This window comes from Catenuloplanes japonicus (genome assembly GCF_000717135.1).
In the GTDB taxonomy this organism is placed as follows: domain Bacteria; phylum Actinomycetota; class Actinomycetes; order Mycobacteriales; family Micromonosporaceae; genus Catenuloplanes; species Catenuloplanes japonicus.
Map to the genome: position 1 here is coordinate 1 of NZ_JNXY01000060.1, position 18,026 is coordinate 18,026.

General features: G+C 71.4%; 13 protein-coding genes. 5 read left to right on the plus strand and 8 right to left on the minus strand.

What is annotated here, in order from left to right:
- Positions 1 to 347 precede the first annotated feature (347 nt).
- Positions 348 to 1,301 carry an EamA family transporter gene (locus tag OP04_RS47450; RefSeq protein ID WP_051800179.1) on the minus strand — a complete coding sequence of 318 codons (954 nt, stop codon included), beginning with the start codon at positions 1,299 to 1,301 and terminating at the stop codon, positions 348 to 350.
- 69 nt (positions 1,302 to 1,370) lie between these two features.
- Between OP04_RS47450 and OP04_RS47455 the strand changes: the two genes are divergently transcribed.
- Positions 1,371 to 2,228 (plus strand): LysR family transcriptional regulator, encoded by an 858-nt coding sequence (locus tag OP04_RS47455; RefSeq protein ID WP_033346680.1) that lies wholly within the window; start codon positions 1,371 to 1,373, stop codon positions 2,226 to 2,228.
- Between the two features lie 27 nt (positions 2,229 to 2,255).
- On the opposite strand, the gene OP04_RS47460 is transcribed toward OP04_RS47455, so the two are convergent.
- The 4 genes from OP04_RS47460 to pyk all read right to left on the minus strand — a co-directional run bounded on the left by OP04_RS47460 (position 2,256) and on the right by pyk (position 6,086).
- Positions 2,256 to 3,158: a sulfite exporter TauE/SafE family protein gene (locus tag OP04_RS47460; protein WP_051800180.1), complete on the minus strand. Its 903-nt coding sequence runs from the start codon at positions 3,156 to 3,158 to the stop codon at positions 2,256 to 2,258.
- Between the two features lie 87 nt (positions 3,159 to 3,245).
- On the minus strand, positions 3,246 to 3,737 hold the full coding sequence (locus tag OP04_RS47465) for an RrF2 family transcriptional regulator (RefSeq protein WP_033346681.1): 492 nt from the start codon (positions 3,735 to 3,737) through the stop codon (positions 3,246 to 3,248).
- A gap of 33 nt (positions 3,738 to 3,770) precedes the next feature.
- Entirely contained in the window at positions 3,771 to 4,607 is an 837-nt protein-coding gene (locus tag OP04_RS47470; RefSeq protein ID WP_051800182.1) for an acyl-CoA thioesterase, read from the minus strand.
- 57 nt (positions 4,608 to 4,664) lie between these two features.
- On the minus strand, positions 4,665 to 6,086 hold the full coding sequence (gene pyk, locus OP04_RS47475; RefSeq protein WP_085067363.1) for a pyruvate kinase: 1,422 nt from the start codon (positions 6,084 to 6,086) through the stop codon (positions 4,665 to 4,667).
- 126 nt (positions 6,087 to 6,212) lie between these two features.
- Between pyk and OP04_RS47480 the strand changes: the two genes are divergently transcribed.
- Complete coding sequence (locus OP04_RS47480; protein WP_085067364.1) at positions 6,213 to 6,989, plus strand: 5-formyltetrahydrofolate cyclo-ligase; 777 nt, start codon at positions 6,213 to 6,215, stop codon at positions 6,987 to 6,989.
- A gap of 67 nt (positions 6,990 to 7,056) precedes the next feature.
- Here the strand turns inward: OP04_RS47480 and OP04_RS47485 are convergent, their stop codons facing one another.
- The 3 genes from OP04_RS47485 to OP04_RS47495 all read right to left on the minus strand — a co-directional run bounded on the left by OP04_RS47485 (position 7,057) and on the right by OP04_RS47495 (position 14,084).
- Positions 7,057 to 8,220: a LacI family DNA-binding transcriptional regulator gene (locus tag OP04_RS47485; protein ID WP_232324020.1), complete on the minus strand. Its 1,164-nt coding sequence runs from the start codon at positions 8,218 to 8,220 to the stop codon at positions 7,057 to 7,059.
- Entirely contained in the window at positions 8,213 to 11,113 is a 2,901-nt protein-coding gene (locus tag OP04_RS47490; protein ID WP_033346683.1) for a glycoside hydrolase family 3 protein, read from the minus strand. The genes OP04_RS47485 and OP04_RS47490 overlap by 8 nt, the downstream gene beginning before the upstream one ends.
- 1,786 nt (positions 11,114 to 12,899) lie before the next feature.
- A complete protein-coding gene (locus tag OP04_RS47495) occupies positions 12,900 to 14,084 on the minus strand; it encodes an ROK family transcriptional regulator (RefSeq protein WP_033346692.1) in 1,185 nt (394 codons plus the stop codon).
- Positions 14,085 to 14,233: 149 nt separating this feature from the next.
- Here OP04_RS47495 and OP04_RS47500 point away from each other — a divergent pair, with 149 nt between their 5' ends.
- From OP04_RS47500 to OP04_RS47510, 3 genes are read left to right on the plus strand one after another with little or no spacing between them, the layout of a single operon-like run.
- Positions 14,234 to 15,892, plus strand: coding sequence for an extracellular solute-binding protein (locus OP04_RS47500; RefSeq protein WP_232324021.1), 1,659 nt, complete (start codon positions 14,234 to 14,236; stop codon positions 15,890 to 15,892).
- A 20-nt stretch (positions 15,893 to 15,912) separates the two neighbouring features.
- Positions 15,913 to 16,860: an ABC transporter permease gene (locus OP04_RS47505; RefSeq protein ID WP_232324022.1), complete on the plus strand. Its 948-nt coding sequence runs from the start codon at positions 15,913 to 15,915 to the stop codon at positions 16,858 to 16,860.
- Positions 16,857 to 17,765 (plus strand): carbohydrate ABC transporter permease, encoded by a 909-nt coding sequence (locus OP04_RS47510; RefSeq protein WP_033346686.1) that lies wholly within the window; start codon positions 16,857 to 16,859, stop codon positions 17,763 to 17,765. Before OP04_RS47505 ends, OP04_RS47510 begins: the two co-directional genes overlap by 4 nt.
- The last annotated feature ends 261 nt before the right edge of the window (positions 17,766 to 18,026 follow it).

The following is an 18,026-nucleotide window of genomic DNA, read 5'->3' on the forward strand; positions in this document are numbered from 1 at the left end:
CCCCGCGAGCCGCCCCGCGCCCCGCGAGCCGCCCCGCGCCCCGCGAGCCGCCCCGCGCCCCGCGAGCCGCCCCGCGCCCCGCGCTCCGCGCCCCGCGCTCCGCGCCCCGCGCCCCGCGAGCCGCCCCGCGCCCGCTCGGACACCTTGTGTCCGAAATTTTAATATTTAACATCCTTTGAGAGTCAAGGCTTGGCTGGAAGCAGGCGCCGGGCGCTTTGCGCCCGAAATTTCTGCTCATAGCGGCATGAAGGCGGCTATATGTTCACCCGGCCGCTGGAAGGTGTGGCGGCCCGGCCGTCCGATGATGGCCGCGATGCGAACGTGCCGGCCCGGACCCGGCGCGGACCCTATCGCCGGTTGCCGTTACCGTCGCTCGGCTCGACACGCGGGGTGCCGCTGCGGACCGCGCCGGCCGATGCGGCGATGACCAGGACGACGGCGAGGATCTCGACCGTGTTCAGCGACTGGCCGAGCACGATGAAACCGGCCAGGCAGGCGATGGCCGGACCGAGGCTGGCCATCACCGCGAACGTCGAGGACGGCAGGCGGCGTAGCGCGAACAGCTCCAGCGTGTACGGCAGTACCGAGCTCAGCACCGCCACGGCCGCGCCGAGCGCCAGGATCACCGGGTCGAGCAGCACGGCACCGGCGGAGAGCACGCCGACCGGCAGCGTGATCACCATGGCGACGCCCAGCGCCAGCGCGATGCCGTCCGCTCGGCGGAAACGGCGGCCGACCGTGGCGCTGAGCAGGATGTACGCGGCCCACAGCGCGCCCGCGGTCAACGCCAGCAGCACGCCGGCCGGCCGGAGCCGGTCGACGCCGCCCGCGCCGAGCAGCGCCACTCCGGCGAGCGCGAGCAGCGCCCACAGCCAGGCGGTCGCGCGCCGGGCCAGGACGACCGACAGCGTCAGCGGACCGAGCACCTCCAGCGTCACCGCGGGGCCGAGCGGAATACGCGCGATCGCCTGGTAGAACACCGAGTTCATCACCGCGAACACCAGCCCGAGCGCCACGACGGCGGCCCAGTCCGATCGCGAGTAGCCGCGCAGCCGGGGACGGCAGATCGCGAGCATGAGCAGCGCCGCGACCGTGAGCCGCAGCGCGACCATGCCGGCGGCGCCGGCCCGGGGGAACAGCAGCGTGGCCATGCCGGTGCCGAACTGGACGGAGACGGCGCCGGCCAGCACGAGGCCCACCGCGCCCAGCTCACGTCGCCGGCCACCGCGTCTGTTGGCGGCGGGCGAGCTGGGTGCGGTGGGGGTCTCGGGTGCGACGGAGGCTTCGGGTGCGAGGAGCACGAGAGTCACGCTATGTCCGCCCGGAGCGCGCCGGAAATGCCGAAGCGCGGGTGGTTATGCTCCGAGGTTATGACCGCGGATCTGCGGCACCTGCGCGCGTTCCTGGCGATCGCGGCCGAGGGAAACGTGACCCGGGCCGCGGCGCGGCTGCACGTCACCCAGCCGGCGCTGTCCCGGACGTTGCGGCAGTTGGAAGCGCATCTGGGTGTACGCCTGGTGGACCGCTCCACGCACCACCTGGAGTTGACGGCAGCGGGGGAGCGGTACCGGCAGCGGGCCGAGGCGGCGGTCGCGGCCGTGGACGCGGCGCTGGACCCGTCGGCTGCCGGGGTCTGGCCGCTGCGGCTGGGGCATGCGTGGTCGGCGCTGGGGGCGCGCACCACCATGCTGCTGCGTCGCTGGGCGCTCCTGCATCCGGAGGTGCCGCTGGAGCTGCTGCGGATCGACGACGAGCGGATCGCGGGGGTGGGGCGCGGTCGCTGTGACGTGGCGATCCTTCGCGATCCGGGGCCGGTGGCCGGTCTGCGCACGGCTCGTCTGATGAGTGAGCGGCGGTTCGCGGTGCTGGCGGTGGACAGTCCGCTGGCGGCGCGTGCGGAGCTGTTCCTGTCCGATCTGGCGGGGGAGCCGGTGGCGATGAACGCGGTCACCGGGAGTACGACACGCGGGCTGTGGCCGGCCGGTGCGGCCCCGGAGCGTGTGGTGCCGGTCGGGAACACGGATGACTGGCTGGTGGTGATCGCGGCGGGGCGGGCGGTGGGGGTGAGTACGGAGGCGACCGTCGCGGTGTATCCCAATCCGGATGTCGCTTATGTGCCGCTTGTTGATGCGCCGCTGGTGGAGGTCGTTCTGGCCTGGGCTGAGCCGGTGACGCATCCGTCCGTGCCCGCCTTGGTCGCACTCGCGGCGGAGGTGGTGGCGGCCTGAGCGGTCTTCCCGCGGCAGCCGGCGGGATCAGGAGACGGTGGCGAGCTCGCGCTCTTCCTCTTCCGCCGTCGCCCGGCGGGTGCGGCGGAGGGCTCGCACGGCCAGCGCGGCCGCGGCCACCCAGGCGGCGATGATCAGCAGGTAGACCGCGGTGGTCGTGCCGCCGGTGATGTCGAAGGCCTTCATCATGGTGCGCGCGTTGGTGAGCACGATCAGGCCGCCGACGGCGGCGCCGAGCAGTTGCGCGGGGACGATGCGGACCAGGTAGGCGGCGATGGGGGCCGCGATCAGGCCGCCGGCCAGCAGCGCGAGCACGGTGCCCCAGACGAAGCCGGTGGTGCCGAGGCCGAGCAGGAAACCGGCGCTGGCCGCGAGCGCGACCACGAACTCGGACGTGTCCACCGAGCCGACCACCTTGCGCGGCTCCATCCGGCCGCTGACCAGCAGCGACGGCGTGGCGACGGGGCCCCAGCCGCCGCCTCCGGTGGCGTCGACGAACCCGGCGACCAGGCCGAGCGGTGCCAGGAAGCGGCTGCGCAGCGGCGACCGGTTGATCGCACGGCCGATCGGGCGGGCGAACCGGACCAGCAGGTAGATGCCGAGCGCGAGCAGGATGCCGGCCATCCACGGCTCGGCGGCCTCGGTGGAGAGGTTGCTGAGCACGGTCGCGCCGAGGAACGCGCCGAGCGCGCCGGGGAGCGCGATGCGGCGGACCACGCTCCAGTCGACGTTGCCGAAACGCCAGTGGGCGGTGCCGGCCGCGAGCGTGGTGCCGATCTCGGCGAGGTGCACGGAGGCGGAGGCCGAGGCCGGGGTCAGGCCCGCGACCAGCAGCAACGTGCTGGAGGTGACGCCGTAGCCCATGCCGAGCGCGCCGTCGACGAGTTGTGCGGCGAACCCGACCAGCGCCAGAACGACCAGCTTGCGCATCCCACACCACCTATCTGCCAGACAATGTCGATCAGATTAGTGGACTTTAGGGCGAGGGTCGAGCACCGTCCATCAGCTGGGAGCGGCCTAGACCCAGGCGCGCGGGTCCGAGGCCAGCTCCTGGACGCGGTCGGGCAGCTTGCCGCCGGCGATGTCGGCCAGCGTGACCAGCTCCAGGATCTCCCGCTCGCTGGCCCGCAACGCGATCCAGACCTCCTGCAGCGCGACGGCCGCGCCGGAGTATCCGAGGTCCTCGGGGCGCTGTCCGCGCACGTTCGCCAGCGGGCCGTCGATCACCCGGATCACGTCCGCCAGCGAGATCTCCACGGCCGGCCTGGCGAGCCAGTAACCGCCCTCCGGGCCGCGCTGGGCGTGCACGATGCCGCCGCGGCGCAGCTGGAGCAGGATGCTCTCCAGGAACTTCGGCGGGATCTCCTGGGCCCGTGCGATGCGTTCGGCGGTGAGCGGATTACCCGGGCGCGGTGACCGCGATGAGGTTTCCGAGGCCGTGTCGGAGGCGGCGAGGGCGAGTTCGGCGACCGCGCGAAGCGCGTAGTCGACCCGGGCGGACAGACGCATAAAAGAAGAGTATCCGCATAGGGAAACTGGTGATCAATTAGCGGCGGTGCGGCGGAGCAGGCCCTCCTGCACGGCGCTGGCGATCAGCCGGCCGTCCTCGGCGAACATCCGCCCGGACGCGAGGCCCCGCGCACCCGACGCGTTCGGGCTGGTGCAGTCGTAGAGGAACCACTCGTCGGCCCGGAACGGGCGGTGCATCCAGAGCGCGTGGTCCAGGCTCGCGCCCACCACACCGCCGGGGCCCCACACCTCGCCGTGCGTGGCCAGCACCGCGTCCAGCAACGTCATGTCCGACGCGTAGGTCAGCGCGGCCGCGTGGATCAGCGGGTCGTCCGGCAGCTTGCCGTCGATGCGCATCCAGGCGCGCGGCTCCGCGTTGACCGGCCGGTCGCCGGGCGGCACCCACCCGGTCTCGCCGAGGTAGCGCACGTCGATCGCGCGCGGCGAGGTCGCGGCGACCACGGCCAGCCGCTCGGGGTAGCGCGCCATCCGCTCGGCGACGGTCGGGACCCCGTCCGGCGCCGGGATGTCCGCGGGGAACGGCTCGTGGTGGTCGAGCCCCTCCTCGTACACCTGGAAGGAGGCGGACATGAAGAAGATGACCTTGTCGTGCTGGTACGCCACCGACCGCCGCACCGAGAACGATCGCCCGTCCCGGATGTTCTCCACCTGGAAGTCGATCGGCACGGCCGGGTCGCCCGGCCGCACGAAGTATCCGTGCAGCGAGTGCACGGTGCGCTCCGCGTCGACGGTCCGCCCGGCCGCGACCAGTGCCTGCGCGGCGACCTGCCCGCCGAAGATGCGCTGGCGGGAGACCTGCGGGCTGGTGCCCCGGAACGCCGAGGGGCCCAGCCGCTGGAGGTCGAGCATCTCCAGCAGCTGGTCCACCGCGGCCTGCCCGGTGGCCGGGCTGTCAGTCACGAAGGCTCAGCTCGCCGAGAGCGAGCCGAGCTGGTGCACGCGGAGCGTGTTCGTCGAGCCGGGCGTGCCGGCCGGGGTGCCGGCCACGACGACCACGTAGTCGCCGGCCTTGAACTGGCCGAGCCCGAGCAGCGCCTGGTCGACCTGGCGGAACATGTCGTCGGTGTGCTGCACGAACGCGGTCTCGAACGTCTGCACGCCCCAGCTGAGCGCCAGCTGGTCGCGGACCTCGGTCAGTGGCGTGAAGGCCAGCAGCGGCAGCTCGCAGTGCAGGCGGGCCAGGCGGCGCACGGTGTCGCCGGTCTGGGAGAACGCGACCAGCGCCTTGGCGCCGATGTTCCGCGCGATCTGCGACGCGGCCACGGTCAGCGCGCCGCCGTGGGTGCGCGGGTCGTGCTGCAGCCGCGGCACGCCGAACGAGCCGGACTCCGTGGTCTCGATGATCCGGGCCATGGTGCTGACCGTGAGGACCGGGAACTTGCCGACGCTGGTCTCGCCGGAGAGCATGACCGCGTCCGCGCCGTCGAGCACCGCGTTCGCCACGTCGGAGGTCTCGGCGCGGGTGGGGCGCGAGTTCTCGATCATGGAGTCGAGCATCTGGGTGGCGACGATGACCGGCTTCGCGCTCTCGCGGCACAGCTGCACCAGGCGCTTCTGCACGAGCGGCACCTGGTCGAGCGGCATCTCCACGCCGAGGTCACCGCGGGCGACCATGATGCCGTCGAACGAGTCGACGATCGCCTCCAGGTGGGTCACCGCCTCCGGCTTCTCCACCTTGGCCAGCACGGGACGGCGGATGCCCTCCTCGTCCATGACCGCGTGCACGAGCTTGATGTCCTCGGGCGTGCGCACGAAGGACAGCGCGATCATGTCGGCGCCGATCCGCAGCGCGAACCGCAGGTCCTCCGCGTCCTTCTCGGACATCGCGGGGACGCTGACGGCCACGTTGGGCAGCGAGACGCCCTTGTTGTTCGACACCTTGCCGCCCTCGACGACGAGGACGTGGATGTCGTTGTCTTCGACGTTGGTGACCTCGACGGCGACCCTGCCGTCGTCGATCAGGAGGCGGTCGCCGACCTTGACCTCCTGCGGAAGCTTGCGGTAGGTGCACGAGACCCGGGTGGCGGAACCGATGATGTCATCGCCGGTGATGATCACGGAGTCCCCGGTGCGCCACTCGTGCGGGCCGTTCTCGAACCGGCCGAGCCGGATCTTGGGGCCCTGCAGGTCGGCCAGGACGGCGACGGCGCGGCCGGTGGCCTTCGCGGTCTCCCGGACCAGGTGGTAGACCTGCTCGTGGTCGGAGTGGTCGCCGTGGCTGAAGTTCAGCCGGGCCACATCCATGCCGGCCTCCACGAGGCCCCGGATGCGTTCCGGGGACGAGGTCGCGGGGCCGAGAGTGCAGACGATTTTCGCGCGGCGTGTCACGTACCTCAGGCTAGCCCTGTGCCGGTACCCGCGTGGTGCCCACCCCCGGACGAGTCGACCCTGCTGAACGGCCCTTAAGCCGCCGCCCGGACGGTAGCCACCCGCTCCTCCTGCGATGATCTGCGGGTGCCCCGACCCCCGAAACGTCACGACCACGACGCCGGCGGACCGGCCGATCTGCTGGCCGCGAAGGCCGCACTGCGCGACGAGGTCTGGGACGCGCTGATCGCCGCGAAGGCGTCCCGGTTCCCCGGCGCCCGCCACCGCATCTCCAATTTCATCGGCGCCGAGGCCGCGGCCGAACGCCTGCGCGCGCTCCCGGAGTGGGCCGCCGCCCGCACGCTCAAGTCGAACCCGGACTCCGCGCAGCTGCCGGTCCGCCAGCGCGCGCTCCAGGACGGCAAGACCGTCTTCATGGCGGTCCCGCGCCTGGCCGAGCCGGAGCCGTTCTTCCTGCTCGACCCCGCCCACCTGGCCGACACACCCCGCAAGGCCGCCTCGATCGCGGGCGCGACCCGCTCGGCCCGCCGCGTCCCGGTCGCCGCGCTGCACCCGGTCGACCTGGTCGTCACCGGCTGCGTCGCCGCCGGCGAGGACGGCGCACGTCTCGGCAAGGGCGGCGGTTTCGCCGACCTCGAATACGCGGTCGCCTCCGCCGCCGGCCTGATCGGCCCGCACACGCTGGTCGTCACCACGGTCCACGAGACCCAGGTCCGTCCCGCCGGCGACATTCCCACCGCTGCCCACGACGTCCCGCTCGACCTGATCATCACGCCCGACCGCCTGATCGACTGCCGCCCCCGCCGCCCCGCGCGCACCCCCGGCCACATCCACTGGCCCACGCTCACCGAGGAGAAGATCGCCGCGATCCCGCTGCTCCAGGCGCTCCGCGAAAACCTTTAGAAGCGGATTTCCCGCTTCCGGCGTGGTCCGGTTCCGCGCGCTCCCGCGGCAGCGGATCCGTGGCCGGTCACCGAAGACCCGCCCGCTCGCCCACCTGCTCCGCCTCGCGCGGATCCGGTGCGCGCCGGGTGCTCGCTCTCGCGGTGAGGCGCGGGTCGATCAGGGTGGCGTCGGGGACGGTCTCGCCCTCGACCTTGCCGATCAGGAGCGCGACGGCCTGGCGGCCGACCTCCTCGGCCGGGACCAGTACGGACGACAGCGCGGGGCCGGAGCGTTCGGCGACCTCGTCGGGGCAGATGGCGACCACGGAGATGTCGTCGGGGACGTGCCGGCCGAGCGTGGGCAGCGCGGTCAGCACGTGGGCCACCGCGGCCTCGTTGTGGACGACCAGGCCGGTCAGGCCGGGGCGCTCGGCCAGGAGCCGGGCCAGCGTCTCCCGCACGGCCGGATAGTGCTCCTCGCAGGGCTGGGCGACCGCGGTCGCGCCGTGCCGGCGGGCCGTCTCCAGGAAGCCGGACCTGGTGCGCCGCGCGAATCCCGTGTCGCGCTCGTAGACGACCGCGGGCGCGCCGAGCAGCGCCAGCGACCGGTGGCCGAGCGCGACCAGATGCTCCACACACACCGCACCGGCCCGGTAGAAGTCCAGGTCGACGCAGGTCAGGCCGCCGGCGTCGGCCGGGAAGCCGATCAGCACGCTGGGCCGCTCCAACTCGTGCAGCAGCGGCACGCGCGGATCGCGCATCTCCACGTCCATCACGATGAGGCCGTCGACCATGGCGGACGCGGCGATCCGGTGCAGGCCGTGCGGACCCTCGTCCGCGGTCACCAGCAGCACGTCGTGGTCGTACTGCCGGGCGGTGGTCACGACCGCGGTCGCGAACTGCATCAGCACCGGCAGGTGCATGCCGCTGCGCAACGGCAGGACCAGCGCGATCACGTTCGCCCGGCGGCTGGCGAGCGCGCGGGCGCCGGCGTGCGGGTGGTAGCCGAGCGTGCGGATGCTGCCCAGCACGCGCTCCCGGGTCACCGCGGAGATCGCCCGCTTGCCGCTGAGCACATAGGACACGGTGCTGACCGCGACGCCGGCGTGCCGGGCCACGTCCGTGATCGTGACCATGTCCGGCCGCTTCGGGCCGGCGCGCCGGCCCGTGGTGCGACGTGCGGGCGCGGGACCGTCCTCGTCCGACGGGCCGCCCTGCGCGGGCACCGGATGTGCCGGCCCTTCACCCACCGATTCCCCCTCCGGCGGCGTCGAACGCCACGTCGCTCACCGTAACGCCCGCGGCACCGTAGACGAGGAACAGGTCGCGGGTGCCGTGCACGCCGTCGGCGCGGGCGGTCACCTCGACCGGCGACGTGGCGGCGGGCAGGTCCACGGCCGCGATCACGGGACCGGCCGGATCGTCCAGCCGCAGCGTGACCGTGCCCGGTCCGGCGCCTCTCACCCGTACCCCCGTGATGCCGTTGTCCGTGAATGTGACGCCCTCGAACGCGGCCCACGCCTCCGCGCGCGTCGACGCCAGCGTGTCGTGGTCCGCCGGCAGCACACCGTCGTAGTCGTCATTGTCCACGGCGGACAGCGGCCGTGCGGGGTCGCGGTCCGGAATCTGCTCACCGCGGACCGTGAGCGTGGTGGTGAGCAGGATGTCCGCGCTGGAACGGCCGACGCCGACCGTGTGCCGGGCGGCCTCGATCACCGGGCGGGCGCGGGTGACGTCCCAGAACGCCAGGTCGCCGACGTGCAGCGGGATGGTCACCCGGGTGCGCTCGCCGGGCGCGAGCCGGACACGGGCGAACCCGCGCAGCGCGCGCAGCGGCTGCTTGACCCGGGAACGCTGCTGACGGGTGTAGAGCTGCACGACGTCCTCACCGGGGCGGTCGCCGGTGTTGGTCACCTCCACGTCGACCAGCACCGTGCCCGCCGGGTCTGTCGACCTTGCGGAAAGCCGCAGGTCCCGATAGCTGAAACGCGTGTAGCCCAGCCCGTGGCCGAACGGGAACAGCGGCGTGCCCCGGTAGTAGAGGTAGGTGGCGTCGGTGGCCACGATGTCGTAGTCGAGCAGGTCCGGCAGCTCGGCGTCGGAGCGGTACCAGGTCTGGGTGAGACGGCCGGTCGCGTCGACCGGGCGGCCGTCCGGGGTGGCGCCGAAGAGCACGTCCGCGAGCGCGGCGCCGTGCTCCTGCCCGCCGTGCGCGGACCAGACGACGGCCGGCACATCCTGGGTGATCGCGTACGGATAACTGCTGGTCAGGACCAGTACGGTGCGGGGGTTGGCCGCGTGCACGGCGCTGAGGAGCGCCTGCGCGGACGCGGGCAGGCCCAGGCCCGGACGGTCCTCCGTCTCCCGGCCGTTGACCAGCGGATGGTTGCCGAGCACCACGACGGCGACGTCGGCTCCGGACGCGGCCTCGACCGCTTTCTCCGTGCCGTCGGCGATCAGCTCGACGGTGAGCGGCACGGCGTCGTCCGCGGTCTCGGCGGCGGCGCGCAGCAGCCCGTCCGCGCCGAGCGCCACCCACCGGCCGGTGTTGTTGTGGCGCAGGTGGAGGCGGCCGTCGCCGGCGTCCGACGTCGTGAACGTCTCGTGGACCTCCCAGCCGTTCGGGCCGGGCTGGTCGTTGACGAGCGGGCCGCCGGGCGCGAAGACGGCGGCGACCCGGCCGTTCCCGGTGGTGCGCAGCGCGATCACGTCATGGCCGTAGTCGAGCACGTCGAAGTGGCCGGGCGTGGCCGCATCGCCGCGGATCGGGCCGCCTTCGGGCGAGTCCGGCGCCTCGGCCCAGCCGGCCGGCGTTCTCAGCGCGACCCGGTCGACGCCCTCGGCGAACACGGCCGACGCGGCGCGCTCCGCGATCGCCTGGTAGAGGGTGACGCGGTAGGGGAGGCCGCCGGAGTACCAGTCCTCGTGCACCGCGTCCGCGAGCGGGCCGATCACGGCGATGCGCTGCCCCTCGGCGAGCGGCAGACAGGCATCGCCGGTCCGGCGGTCGTCGTTCTTGCGATCGTGGTTCTGGCGATGGTCGTTCTTACGGTCGTCGTTCTTGTGGCCGTCGTTCTTCAGGAGGACGACGGACGCGCGTGCGGCCTCGCGGGCCAGCTCCTGGTGGGCGGTGCAGTTGATCGCGTCCGCGGTGATCGCGGTGTAGGGGTTGCGCTCCGGCGGGTCGAACTCGCCGAGCCGGAACCGTACCGACAGGATGTGGCGCACCGCGGTGTCCACGTGCGACTCGTCGATCAGCCCGCGGGCCAGCGCCTCGCCCAGGAACCCGGTGGTCGGCCCGGCATCCGTGCCGTCCTCGGTCATGCAGTCCACGCCGGCCCGCAGCGCCGCGGCGAAGCCGGCCACGTGGTCCGGGAGATAGTGCTGGTCACGGGCGAGGTTCGACACCGCGGCCGCGTCCCCGACCACCATGATGTCCCGATCGGAGAAGCCGCGCAGCACCTCGTTGATCAACGGGCTGAGGTGGGTGGGCCGGCCGTTGATCAGGTTGTAGGAGGCCATCACCGCGACCGCCGCCCCGTCCGCCAGCGGCGCCCGGAACGCGGGCAGCTCGTAGTCGTGCAGCACACGCGGCGGCAGGTTGCTGGAGGTCAGCGCGCGGTCGGTCTCGTTGTTGTAGGCCAGGAAGTGCTTGAGCGTGGGCGCGGTACGCAGGTAGAACGGATGGTCACCGCGCAGGCCGCGCGCGTAGGCGGTGCCGATCACGCCGGTCAGCCAGGGGTCCTCGGCGTAGCCCTCCTCGTTGCGTCCCCATCTCGGGTCGCGCAGGGGGTTGACCACCGGGGCCCAGACGTTGAGGCCGACCCCCTCCGGATCCTTGTGGTGGAAACCGCGCACCTCGTCGCCGACGGCCGCGCCGACCCGGCGGACGAGGTCCGGGTCCCAGCTGCTGGCGAGGCCGATCGCCTGCGGGAAGACGGTGGCGGCCCCCAGCCAGGCGACGCCGTGCAGTGCTTCGGTGCCGGTCCGGAAGCCGTCGAGCCCGAGGCGGGGGACCGGCGCCTGATGCTGGTGCAGCAGCGCGATCTTCTCCGGCAGCGTGAGGCGGGCGAGCAGGTCGCCGATGCGCGAGGAAAGCGCTTGCTCGGGGTCGCGAAAGGGGGTGCGCTGATGTTCGCTCACGGTGGGTCATCCTTTGACTGCGCCGTATAGCTCTGGTGGGAGCGCGGTGGTGTCCGTCTCGGGTGTCCGTCTCGAAGCGTTTCGATAAACGTTCGAGAAAAGCTCCGGGGTTTCACGGTTTCTAGCGTGTTACGCCCGGAGCAACCTGAGGTTTGCACCCCAGCGTGGGGTGGGTCAAGGGGTGAACAGCATCGATTCCATGTCGGTGGATCTCTGTTGTGGGATCGCTCCCAGTGCAGCCTGCGGGTATGCCCAAGATCAATGAAACGGCCGGGTGTAACGGGGGCGCGGCAACAAAAGGCGTGGTTAAGGTTCGCGACCGGACGTTTCCCGGGGCGCGGGGCCGCCGACTCGCCAACGGCTGCCCGCAGCCGGTTGCAGGTCGCCCAGGCTGTCGCTCGTCGCTTCGCCGGCTGGTCGCACGCCGCTGCCTGCTGGTTGCTCCGCCTGCTGCCCGCTGGTCGCACTACTCGCCGGTCGCACTGCCTCGCTGCCTGCAGCCCATCGCCCGTCGCCGGTCGCTCCGTCCGTTGGTCGCTCCGCCCGCTGCCTGCTGCCTGCTGCCCGACGTCTGCTGCCCGACGTCTGCTGCCCGCTGCCCGCCGCCTGCCGCCCGCCGGTCGTTGCCCGCTGCCCGCTGCCCGCCGGTCGTTGTCCGCTGGTTGCGCCGGTCGCCGGTAGCCCGCTGCCTATCGCCGGTTCCGCTTAGGGCTGTCGTTGGTCGCGCTTGCTGGTCTTCCGGCATCGAGGTTCGGCTGGGATGCGATCAGCGGGCGCTGCGCACCCGAAATTGCGGTAGATAGCGGCCTGCAGGTCGGACTCAGCCTCGCCTTGGCGCGGGGAAGCTCATTTCGGGCGCGTAGCGCCCGAAATTTCGTGTTATTGGTTCCTCTGGGCGGGCTGGTAGCGTTTTGCCTCCGGCGGGAGCGCTCCGGCTCCGGGGCAGGGGACAAGACATTGCAGCTGCGCTGCCGGGAGGGCGGGTGGCTGGGTTTCGTGCGGGCCTGGCTGCCCCGTTTGTCATCGACCCGGGACAAGCCGAGCAGATCATCGGCAGGGCCGCCAGCCTTGGTCTCATCGGTGCCGGTGGGCCGGTACTTACGAGTCTCTGGTCGCCTGGGCGGTCCGGTTCCGGGTGCGTCGTGGTCCAGCTGTCGCTCACGAATTCAGGTCTGCTGCCGGTGCGTTGGTGGCGGCCCTGCCGATGATCTGCACCCCTGCGGGCGGGTCGATGGCAAACGGGGCAGCCAGGCGGTCACCTTTGTGGGTGCTTGCGCATAAAGGGCGAAAACCCCGCCTCCGGCGGGGCGGTAATGCGGCTCAAGATCCTTGCATACACCACCGCTGTTATTCAGGGGGAATAGCAGCGGTGGTGTATGCAAGGATCTTGGATCCCGGAATTCGGAAGATTCATCTCGTTCTGCGGTCAGAGCGCCCTGAGATGTTTGATCGTGCGTCGCCGGATCGGACGGGGGCTGCGTGGGTGGCTGGCCGGCGGAGGACCGGGTGGCTGCGGGGTGAGTGCGGCCTGCGACCACGGTCGATTGCGGCAATCTGACGTGCTGAATCCCCACGATCGCGGCTGCATCCTGCGCTCGCGGTCGACCACCAACGAGACCAGGCTGCTATATCCGCATATTTCGGCTTCTCGTGCCGCGCTGTCGTGCGTGCCGCGCTGTCGTGCGTGCCGCGCTGTCGTGCGTGCCGCGCTGTCGTGCGTGCCGCGCTGTCGTGCGCGCCAAGCGCGCCACACGCCGGAGCCGCAGAGAAGGGCGCGCGGGCGGGCTCAGACTGCCAGGGCGGGGAGGTTGCCGGTGTCCAGGGCGTCGAGGACGCGGGCGGCGCCGCCGATGGCGGCGGCTCCGGAGCCCAGGACGGACGGGACCAGGATGGCGCCGCCGGCGTCGGGGGCGAGGGTGTGGGTGGCCATCTCGGCCTGGGCGGCGGGGATGAGCCAGGTGGCGAGCGGGACGAAGTAGCCGCCGAGGACGATGGTCTCGGGGTTGAGGAGGTTGGTGAGCAGGGAGAGCGCGTGGCCGAGGTGGCGGCCGACGTCGCGGAGGGCGTCGAGGGTGCGGGGGGCGGCGGCGCGGGCGGCGGTGGTCAGGCGGGCGATCTCGGGGGCGAAGTCGGTGATCGGGCCGTCGGCGTCGGCGTCGGGGAGCGCGCGCTGGATCAGGGATTCGATGCCGGCCAGTTCCTGGAGGGTGCCGCCGTGGAGCTGGATGCGGCCGATCTCGCCGGTGAAGCCTCGGCCGCCGCGCAGCAGGCGGCCGTCGACGATGAGGCCGGCGCCGAGACCGGTTTCACCGGTGAGGTAGATGAGGTTGCGGGCGCCGGAATGGTTGCCGTAGCGCTGTTCGGCGAGCGCGGCGAGGTTGGCGTCGTTGTCGACGGCCACGTCGTACTCCGGCTTGCGCAGTGCTTTGATCAGGTCTCCGCGGAGGTCCACGTCGGACCAGCCGAGTGCGTCGGCGCGACGCACCGCGCCGGTCTCGTCGACCAGGCCGGGGACGCCGACGGTGAGGCCGAGGACCTGGCGGCCCTGGGCGGTGGCGCGGGAGGCGGCGCGGCCGGCCAGCGAGGCGATCGCGCTGACGCCGCGGCCGGGCTCGAACGAGGCGGTGAACGCGCGGCGCCAGGACAGCAGTTGCTCGCCGGCCAGGTCGACGGCGACGGCGGTGAGGTGGTCGCCGGTGACCTCGATGCCGATCGCGGCGTACGCCGAACCATCCAGCACCAGCATGGTGGCGGGGCGACCGATCCGGTTCTCCGCGAGGCCGGTCTCGCGGAGCAGGCGGCGGTCGATCAGATCCGCGACCAGGCTGGAGACGGTCGCCTTGTTGAGCCCGGTGGCGGCCGCGATGCCGGCGCGGGACACGGGGCCGTGCGCGCGCACGTGGCGCAGCACGACGGCCAGGTTGGTGGCTCGCACGTCGGCGAAGTCGGCCGGCTGCGGGCCGGTCTGCATGGTGATCAACGTTGCTCCCCGGTGTCCCGACCATCATGCCCCATACGCCGCCCGGAAGCTCCCTTGTGGGGGCCTGGACCGTCGGCTACTTTGTTTAGTCACCAGACGAACTAACTCTAGCGCAGCCACATATGGAGAGGGGCAAGGCCGTGAGCACGAACCGCCGGACTTTTCTGGGACTGGTCGGCATGGGCGCCGCCACCGTGGCCGGTGGTCCGCTGCTGAGCGGCTGCAGCCGGGAGCCGGGATCGACCGGCACCGCGACGAACGCGGACGCGGCCACCGCCGTCGTGCCGGACTACGCGCCCGTGCAGCTGGTCCAGCCGGACATCAAGGGCATCCCGCCGGTGGTGGACGGCTACGTCACCTATCCGAAGACCACGGTCGCCGCGATCACGGCGAAGCCGGGCAGCAGCGGCAAGCCGATCTCCGCGACCACGCCGTGGTGGGGCCCGCCGCCGCCCGCCACCGGCCAGAACGCGTACGTGGACGCCGTCAACACCGCGCTCGGCGTGCCGGTCGAGTTCAGCGTGCAGGACGGCAACACGTACAGCGAGAAGGTCAACGCGATGGTCGGCGCGCGTGACGTACCGGAGCTGCTGGTCATCCCGGGGTGGGACATCGGCCGCATCGCCCGCTTCTCCGAGGGCGTGCACGTGCTCTTCGAGGACCTCACGCCGTACCTGGCCAAGGAGAAGGGCGCGAACTACCCGATGCTGGCCGGCCTGCCCACCGCCGCGTGGAAGGACTCGGTCTGGGGCGGGAAGCTGATGGGCGTGCCGTTCCCCACGGACAACCCGTTCCCGTTCGCGCTGTTCCACCGCAAGGACCTCGCGGAGGCGGCCGGGCTGGCCGACCCGGCGAACCTGGACGAGCTCTACGCGTACGGGAAGAAGCTCACCGACGCGGGCAAGGGCGTCTGGGCGTTCGGGGAGATCTCCGCCGAGGTCGAGCAGGCGCTCGGCGTGCCCGGCTCGCAGCAGGGCTGGCGGAAGAACGCGGACGGCACGCTCGTCCACAAGTACGAGACGCCCGAGTACAAGCTGGCCGTCGAGTACATGATCAAGGTGTTCAAGGACGGCCTGATGCACCCGGAGCTGGCCGGCAGCAAGGGCGGCGACGCGAACGCGCTGCTCCGGGCCGGCAAGGTGGTCTGCTGGCAGGGCGGCCTCGGCGTCTGGCGCGGCATGCAGCGCGACGAGACCCGCAACAACCCGGCGTTCAACCTCCAGCCGATCAAGGTGTTCGGCGCGGCCGCCGGGCAGAAGCCGGTCCGCTGGCAGGGCACGCCCGGCATCATCTGGACGTTCCTCAAGAAGGATCTCGGCCGGCCCCGCGTCGAGGAACTGCTGCGCGTCCTCAACTGGAACGCGGCCCCGTTCGGCACCAAGGAGTACGAGCTGCGCGAGTACGGCGTGGAGGGCACCCACTTCACCCGCGCCGCGGACAGCACGCCGGTCACCAACGACCTCTACACCAAGGAGTTCGCCAACCAGTTCGGCTTCCTCGGCGGCCGCCCCGCGGTCATCGTCGGCGGCGCGGACGTGCCGCACTACGCCCAGGACATGCTCACCTGGTGCAACGACGCGATCCAGTACGCGGAGCCGGACCCGTGGACCGGCATCAAGGTGGAGACGCCCACCAGGATCGCCACGATCCAGCAGCCGACCGAGGACAAGCTGACCGACATCAAGCGCGGCCGCCGCCCGATCACCGACCTGGAATCCGTCGTCACCGAGTGGCGCAACACCGGCGGCGACGAGGCCCGCGAGTTCTACGCCAAAGTCCTGGCCGACAACGGCCGATGAGCGCGCCACCCCCGGGCGGAATGCCGACCAGAACCAACAAGAAGACGACAACCGACCGCCTCCGCCGCGACTGGCCGCTGCTGCTCATGGTCACGCCCGCGTTCCTGCTGGTCCTCGTCTTCCACTACGTCCCCACGCTCGGCAACGTCGTCGCGTTCCAGGACTACAACCCGTTCGCCGGCGACACTCCGCTGGAGGCGTTCCTCTACAGCGAATGGATCGGCTTCGGCAACTTCGAGGCGCTCTTCAAGGACCCCTCGTTCTGGGACGCGCTGCGCAACACGCTCGCGCTCCTCGCCTTCCAGCTGATCTTCTACTTCCCGCTGCCGATCCTGCTCGCGCTGCTGCTCAACAGCGTGCTCTCACCGAAGCTGCGCTCGTTCATCCAGAGCGTCGTCTACCTGCCGCACTTCTTCAGCTGGGTGCTCGTCGTCTCGTTCTTCCAGCTGATGCTCGGCGGCGCCGGACTGCTCGCCCAGGTGGTCCGCAACGCCGGCCACACACCGCCGGAGATCATGACTAACCCGGACACGTTCATCGTGCTGGTCACGTCGCAGGCGGTCTGGAAGGACGCCGGCTGGGGCATGATCATCTTCCTGGCCGCGCTCGCCGCGATCGACCCCCAGCTCTACGAGGCCGCGGCCGCGGACGGCGCCGGACGCTGGCGCCGCCTCTGGCACATCACGCTCCCCGGACTGCGCTCCGTCATCATCCTGCTGCTCATCCTGCGGCTCGGCGACGCGCTCAACGTCGGCTTCGAACAGTTCATCCTGCAACGCGACGCGGTCGGCAGACAGGCCGCAGAAGTCCTCGACACCTACGTCTACTACCGCGGCGTGGTCGTGCAGCAGTACGGCATCGGCGCCGCGGCGGGCCTCTTCAAGGCCGCGGTCGGGCTCGTCCTCATCCTGACCGCCAACAAGATCGCACACCGGTTCGGCGAGCAGGGGATCTACCAAAAGTCATGAGCGTCCGACCGGTTTGGGAAGAGAAGCCGAGCATCCTCGGACAACTCGGCAAGGGCACCGTCCTCACGCTCGTCACCGCCGCCGTGCTGGTGCCGCTCTGGGTCGTGCTCGTCACCAGCCTCTCGTCGTCGAAGACCATCAACGCCGCCGGCGGCTACGTCGTCATCCCGCGCGAGTTCGACCCGTCCGCCTACGTCGTGATCTTCTCCGGCGGGCTCATCGGCCGCGCCGTCTGGGTCAGCGTCCTGATCACCGCGATCGGCACCTCGATCAGCCTCGCGCTCACCGTGCTCGCCGCCTACGGACTCGCCCGCACCGACTCGCTCGGCCACCGCCCGCTGCTCTTCTACTTCCTGCTCACCTTCCTCATCTACCCCGGCATGATCCCGTCCTACCTGGTCGTCACCGGCCTCGGACTCAAGAACAACCTGCTCGCACTCACGCTCCCGACCGCCATTCAAGCCTTCAACCTGGTCGTCCTGCGCGCATTCTTCATGAACATCCCCGGCGAACTCATCGACAGCGCCAGAATCGACGGCGCCGGCGAATTCCGCATCCTGACCCGCATCGTGCTGCCGCTGTCCAAAGCCGTCATCGCCGTCATCGGACTCTTCTACGCCGTCGGCTACTGGAACGCGTTCTTCAACGCGATCCTCTACATCGACCGCAACGACCTCCAGCCGCTCCAGCGCCTGCTCCAGGGCTACATCCTGCTCGGCCAGGCCCCGGCGAACGTCGGCGGCGGCGCGGTCGTCCACATCCCCGGCATCGGATACGCCGCCCCGCCCAGCCTCGCCATCAAGATGGCCGTCGTCATCGTCACGGTCATCCCCGCGCTCATTGTCTACCCCTTCATCCAGCGCCATTTCACGAAAGGCGTCATCATCGGCGCGGTCAAAGGCTGAAAACCGGTCAAGACCAAGATCCAATTCATTTTCCCGCTTCCGGCGTGGTTGCGGTCCGCATGCTCCCGCGGGCCAACCTCCGACGTGCCGAAGACTCCGCTGGCAGTAAGTATTGGTGGTGGGTCCCGTGCCGGTGGGTTTGACTCGTCCGCTGGCTGACTTCGGGTCTTTGAGCGATCTGTCGGCTGTGCCGGCACGGGGCCCGTGGGGTGCACGTGCCGGTGTGGGCGGGTGGTGACTTTATAGGAGCCTGGCTAGAGG

What these genes read in the sequence shown, in the direction of transcription:
- OP04_RS47455 (WP_033346680.1), top strand. Translation starts at nt 1,371, where the DNA reads ATGACCGCGGATCTGCGGCACCTGCGCGCGTTCCTGGCGATCGCGGCC.
- OP04_RS47460 (WP_051800180.1), bottom strand. Translation starts at nt 3,158, where the DNA reads ATGCGCAAGCTGGTCGTTCTGGCGCTGGTCGGGTTCGCCGCACAACTC.
- OP04_RS47465 (WP_033346681.1), bottom strand. Translation starts at nt 3,737, where the DNA reads ATGCGTCTGTCCGCCCGGGTCGACTACGCGCTTCGCGCGGTCGCCGAA.
- OP04_RS47470 (WP_051800182.1), bottom strand. Translation starts at nt 4,607, where the DNA reads ATGCTCGACCTCCAGCGGCTGGGCCCCTCGGCGTTCCGGGGCACCAGC.
- OP04_RS47495 (WP_033346692.1), bottom strand. Translation starts at nt 14,084, where the DNA reads ATGCAGACCGGCCCGCAGCCGGCCGACTTCGCCGACGTGCGAGCCACC.
- OP04_RS47505 (WP_232324022.1), top strand. Translation starts at nt 15,913, where the DNA reads ATGCCGACCAGAACCAACAAGAAGACGACAACCGACCGCCTCCGCCGC.
- OP04_RS47510 (WP_033346686.1), top strand. Translation starts at nt 16,857, where the DNA reads ATGAGCGTCCGACCGGTTTGGGAAGAGAAGCCGAGCATCCTCGGACAA.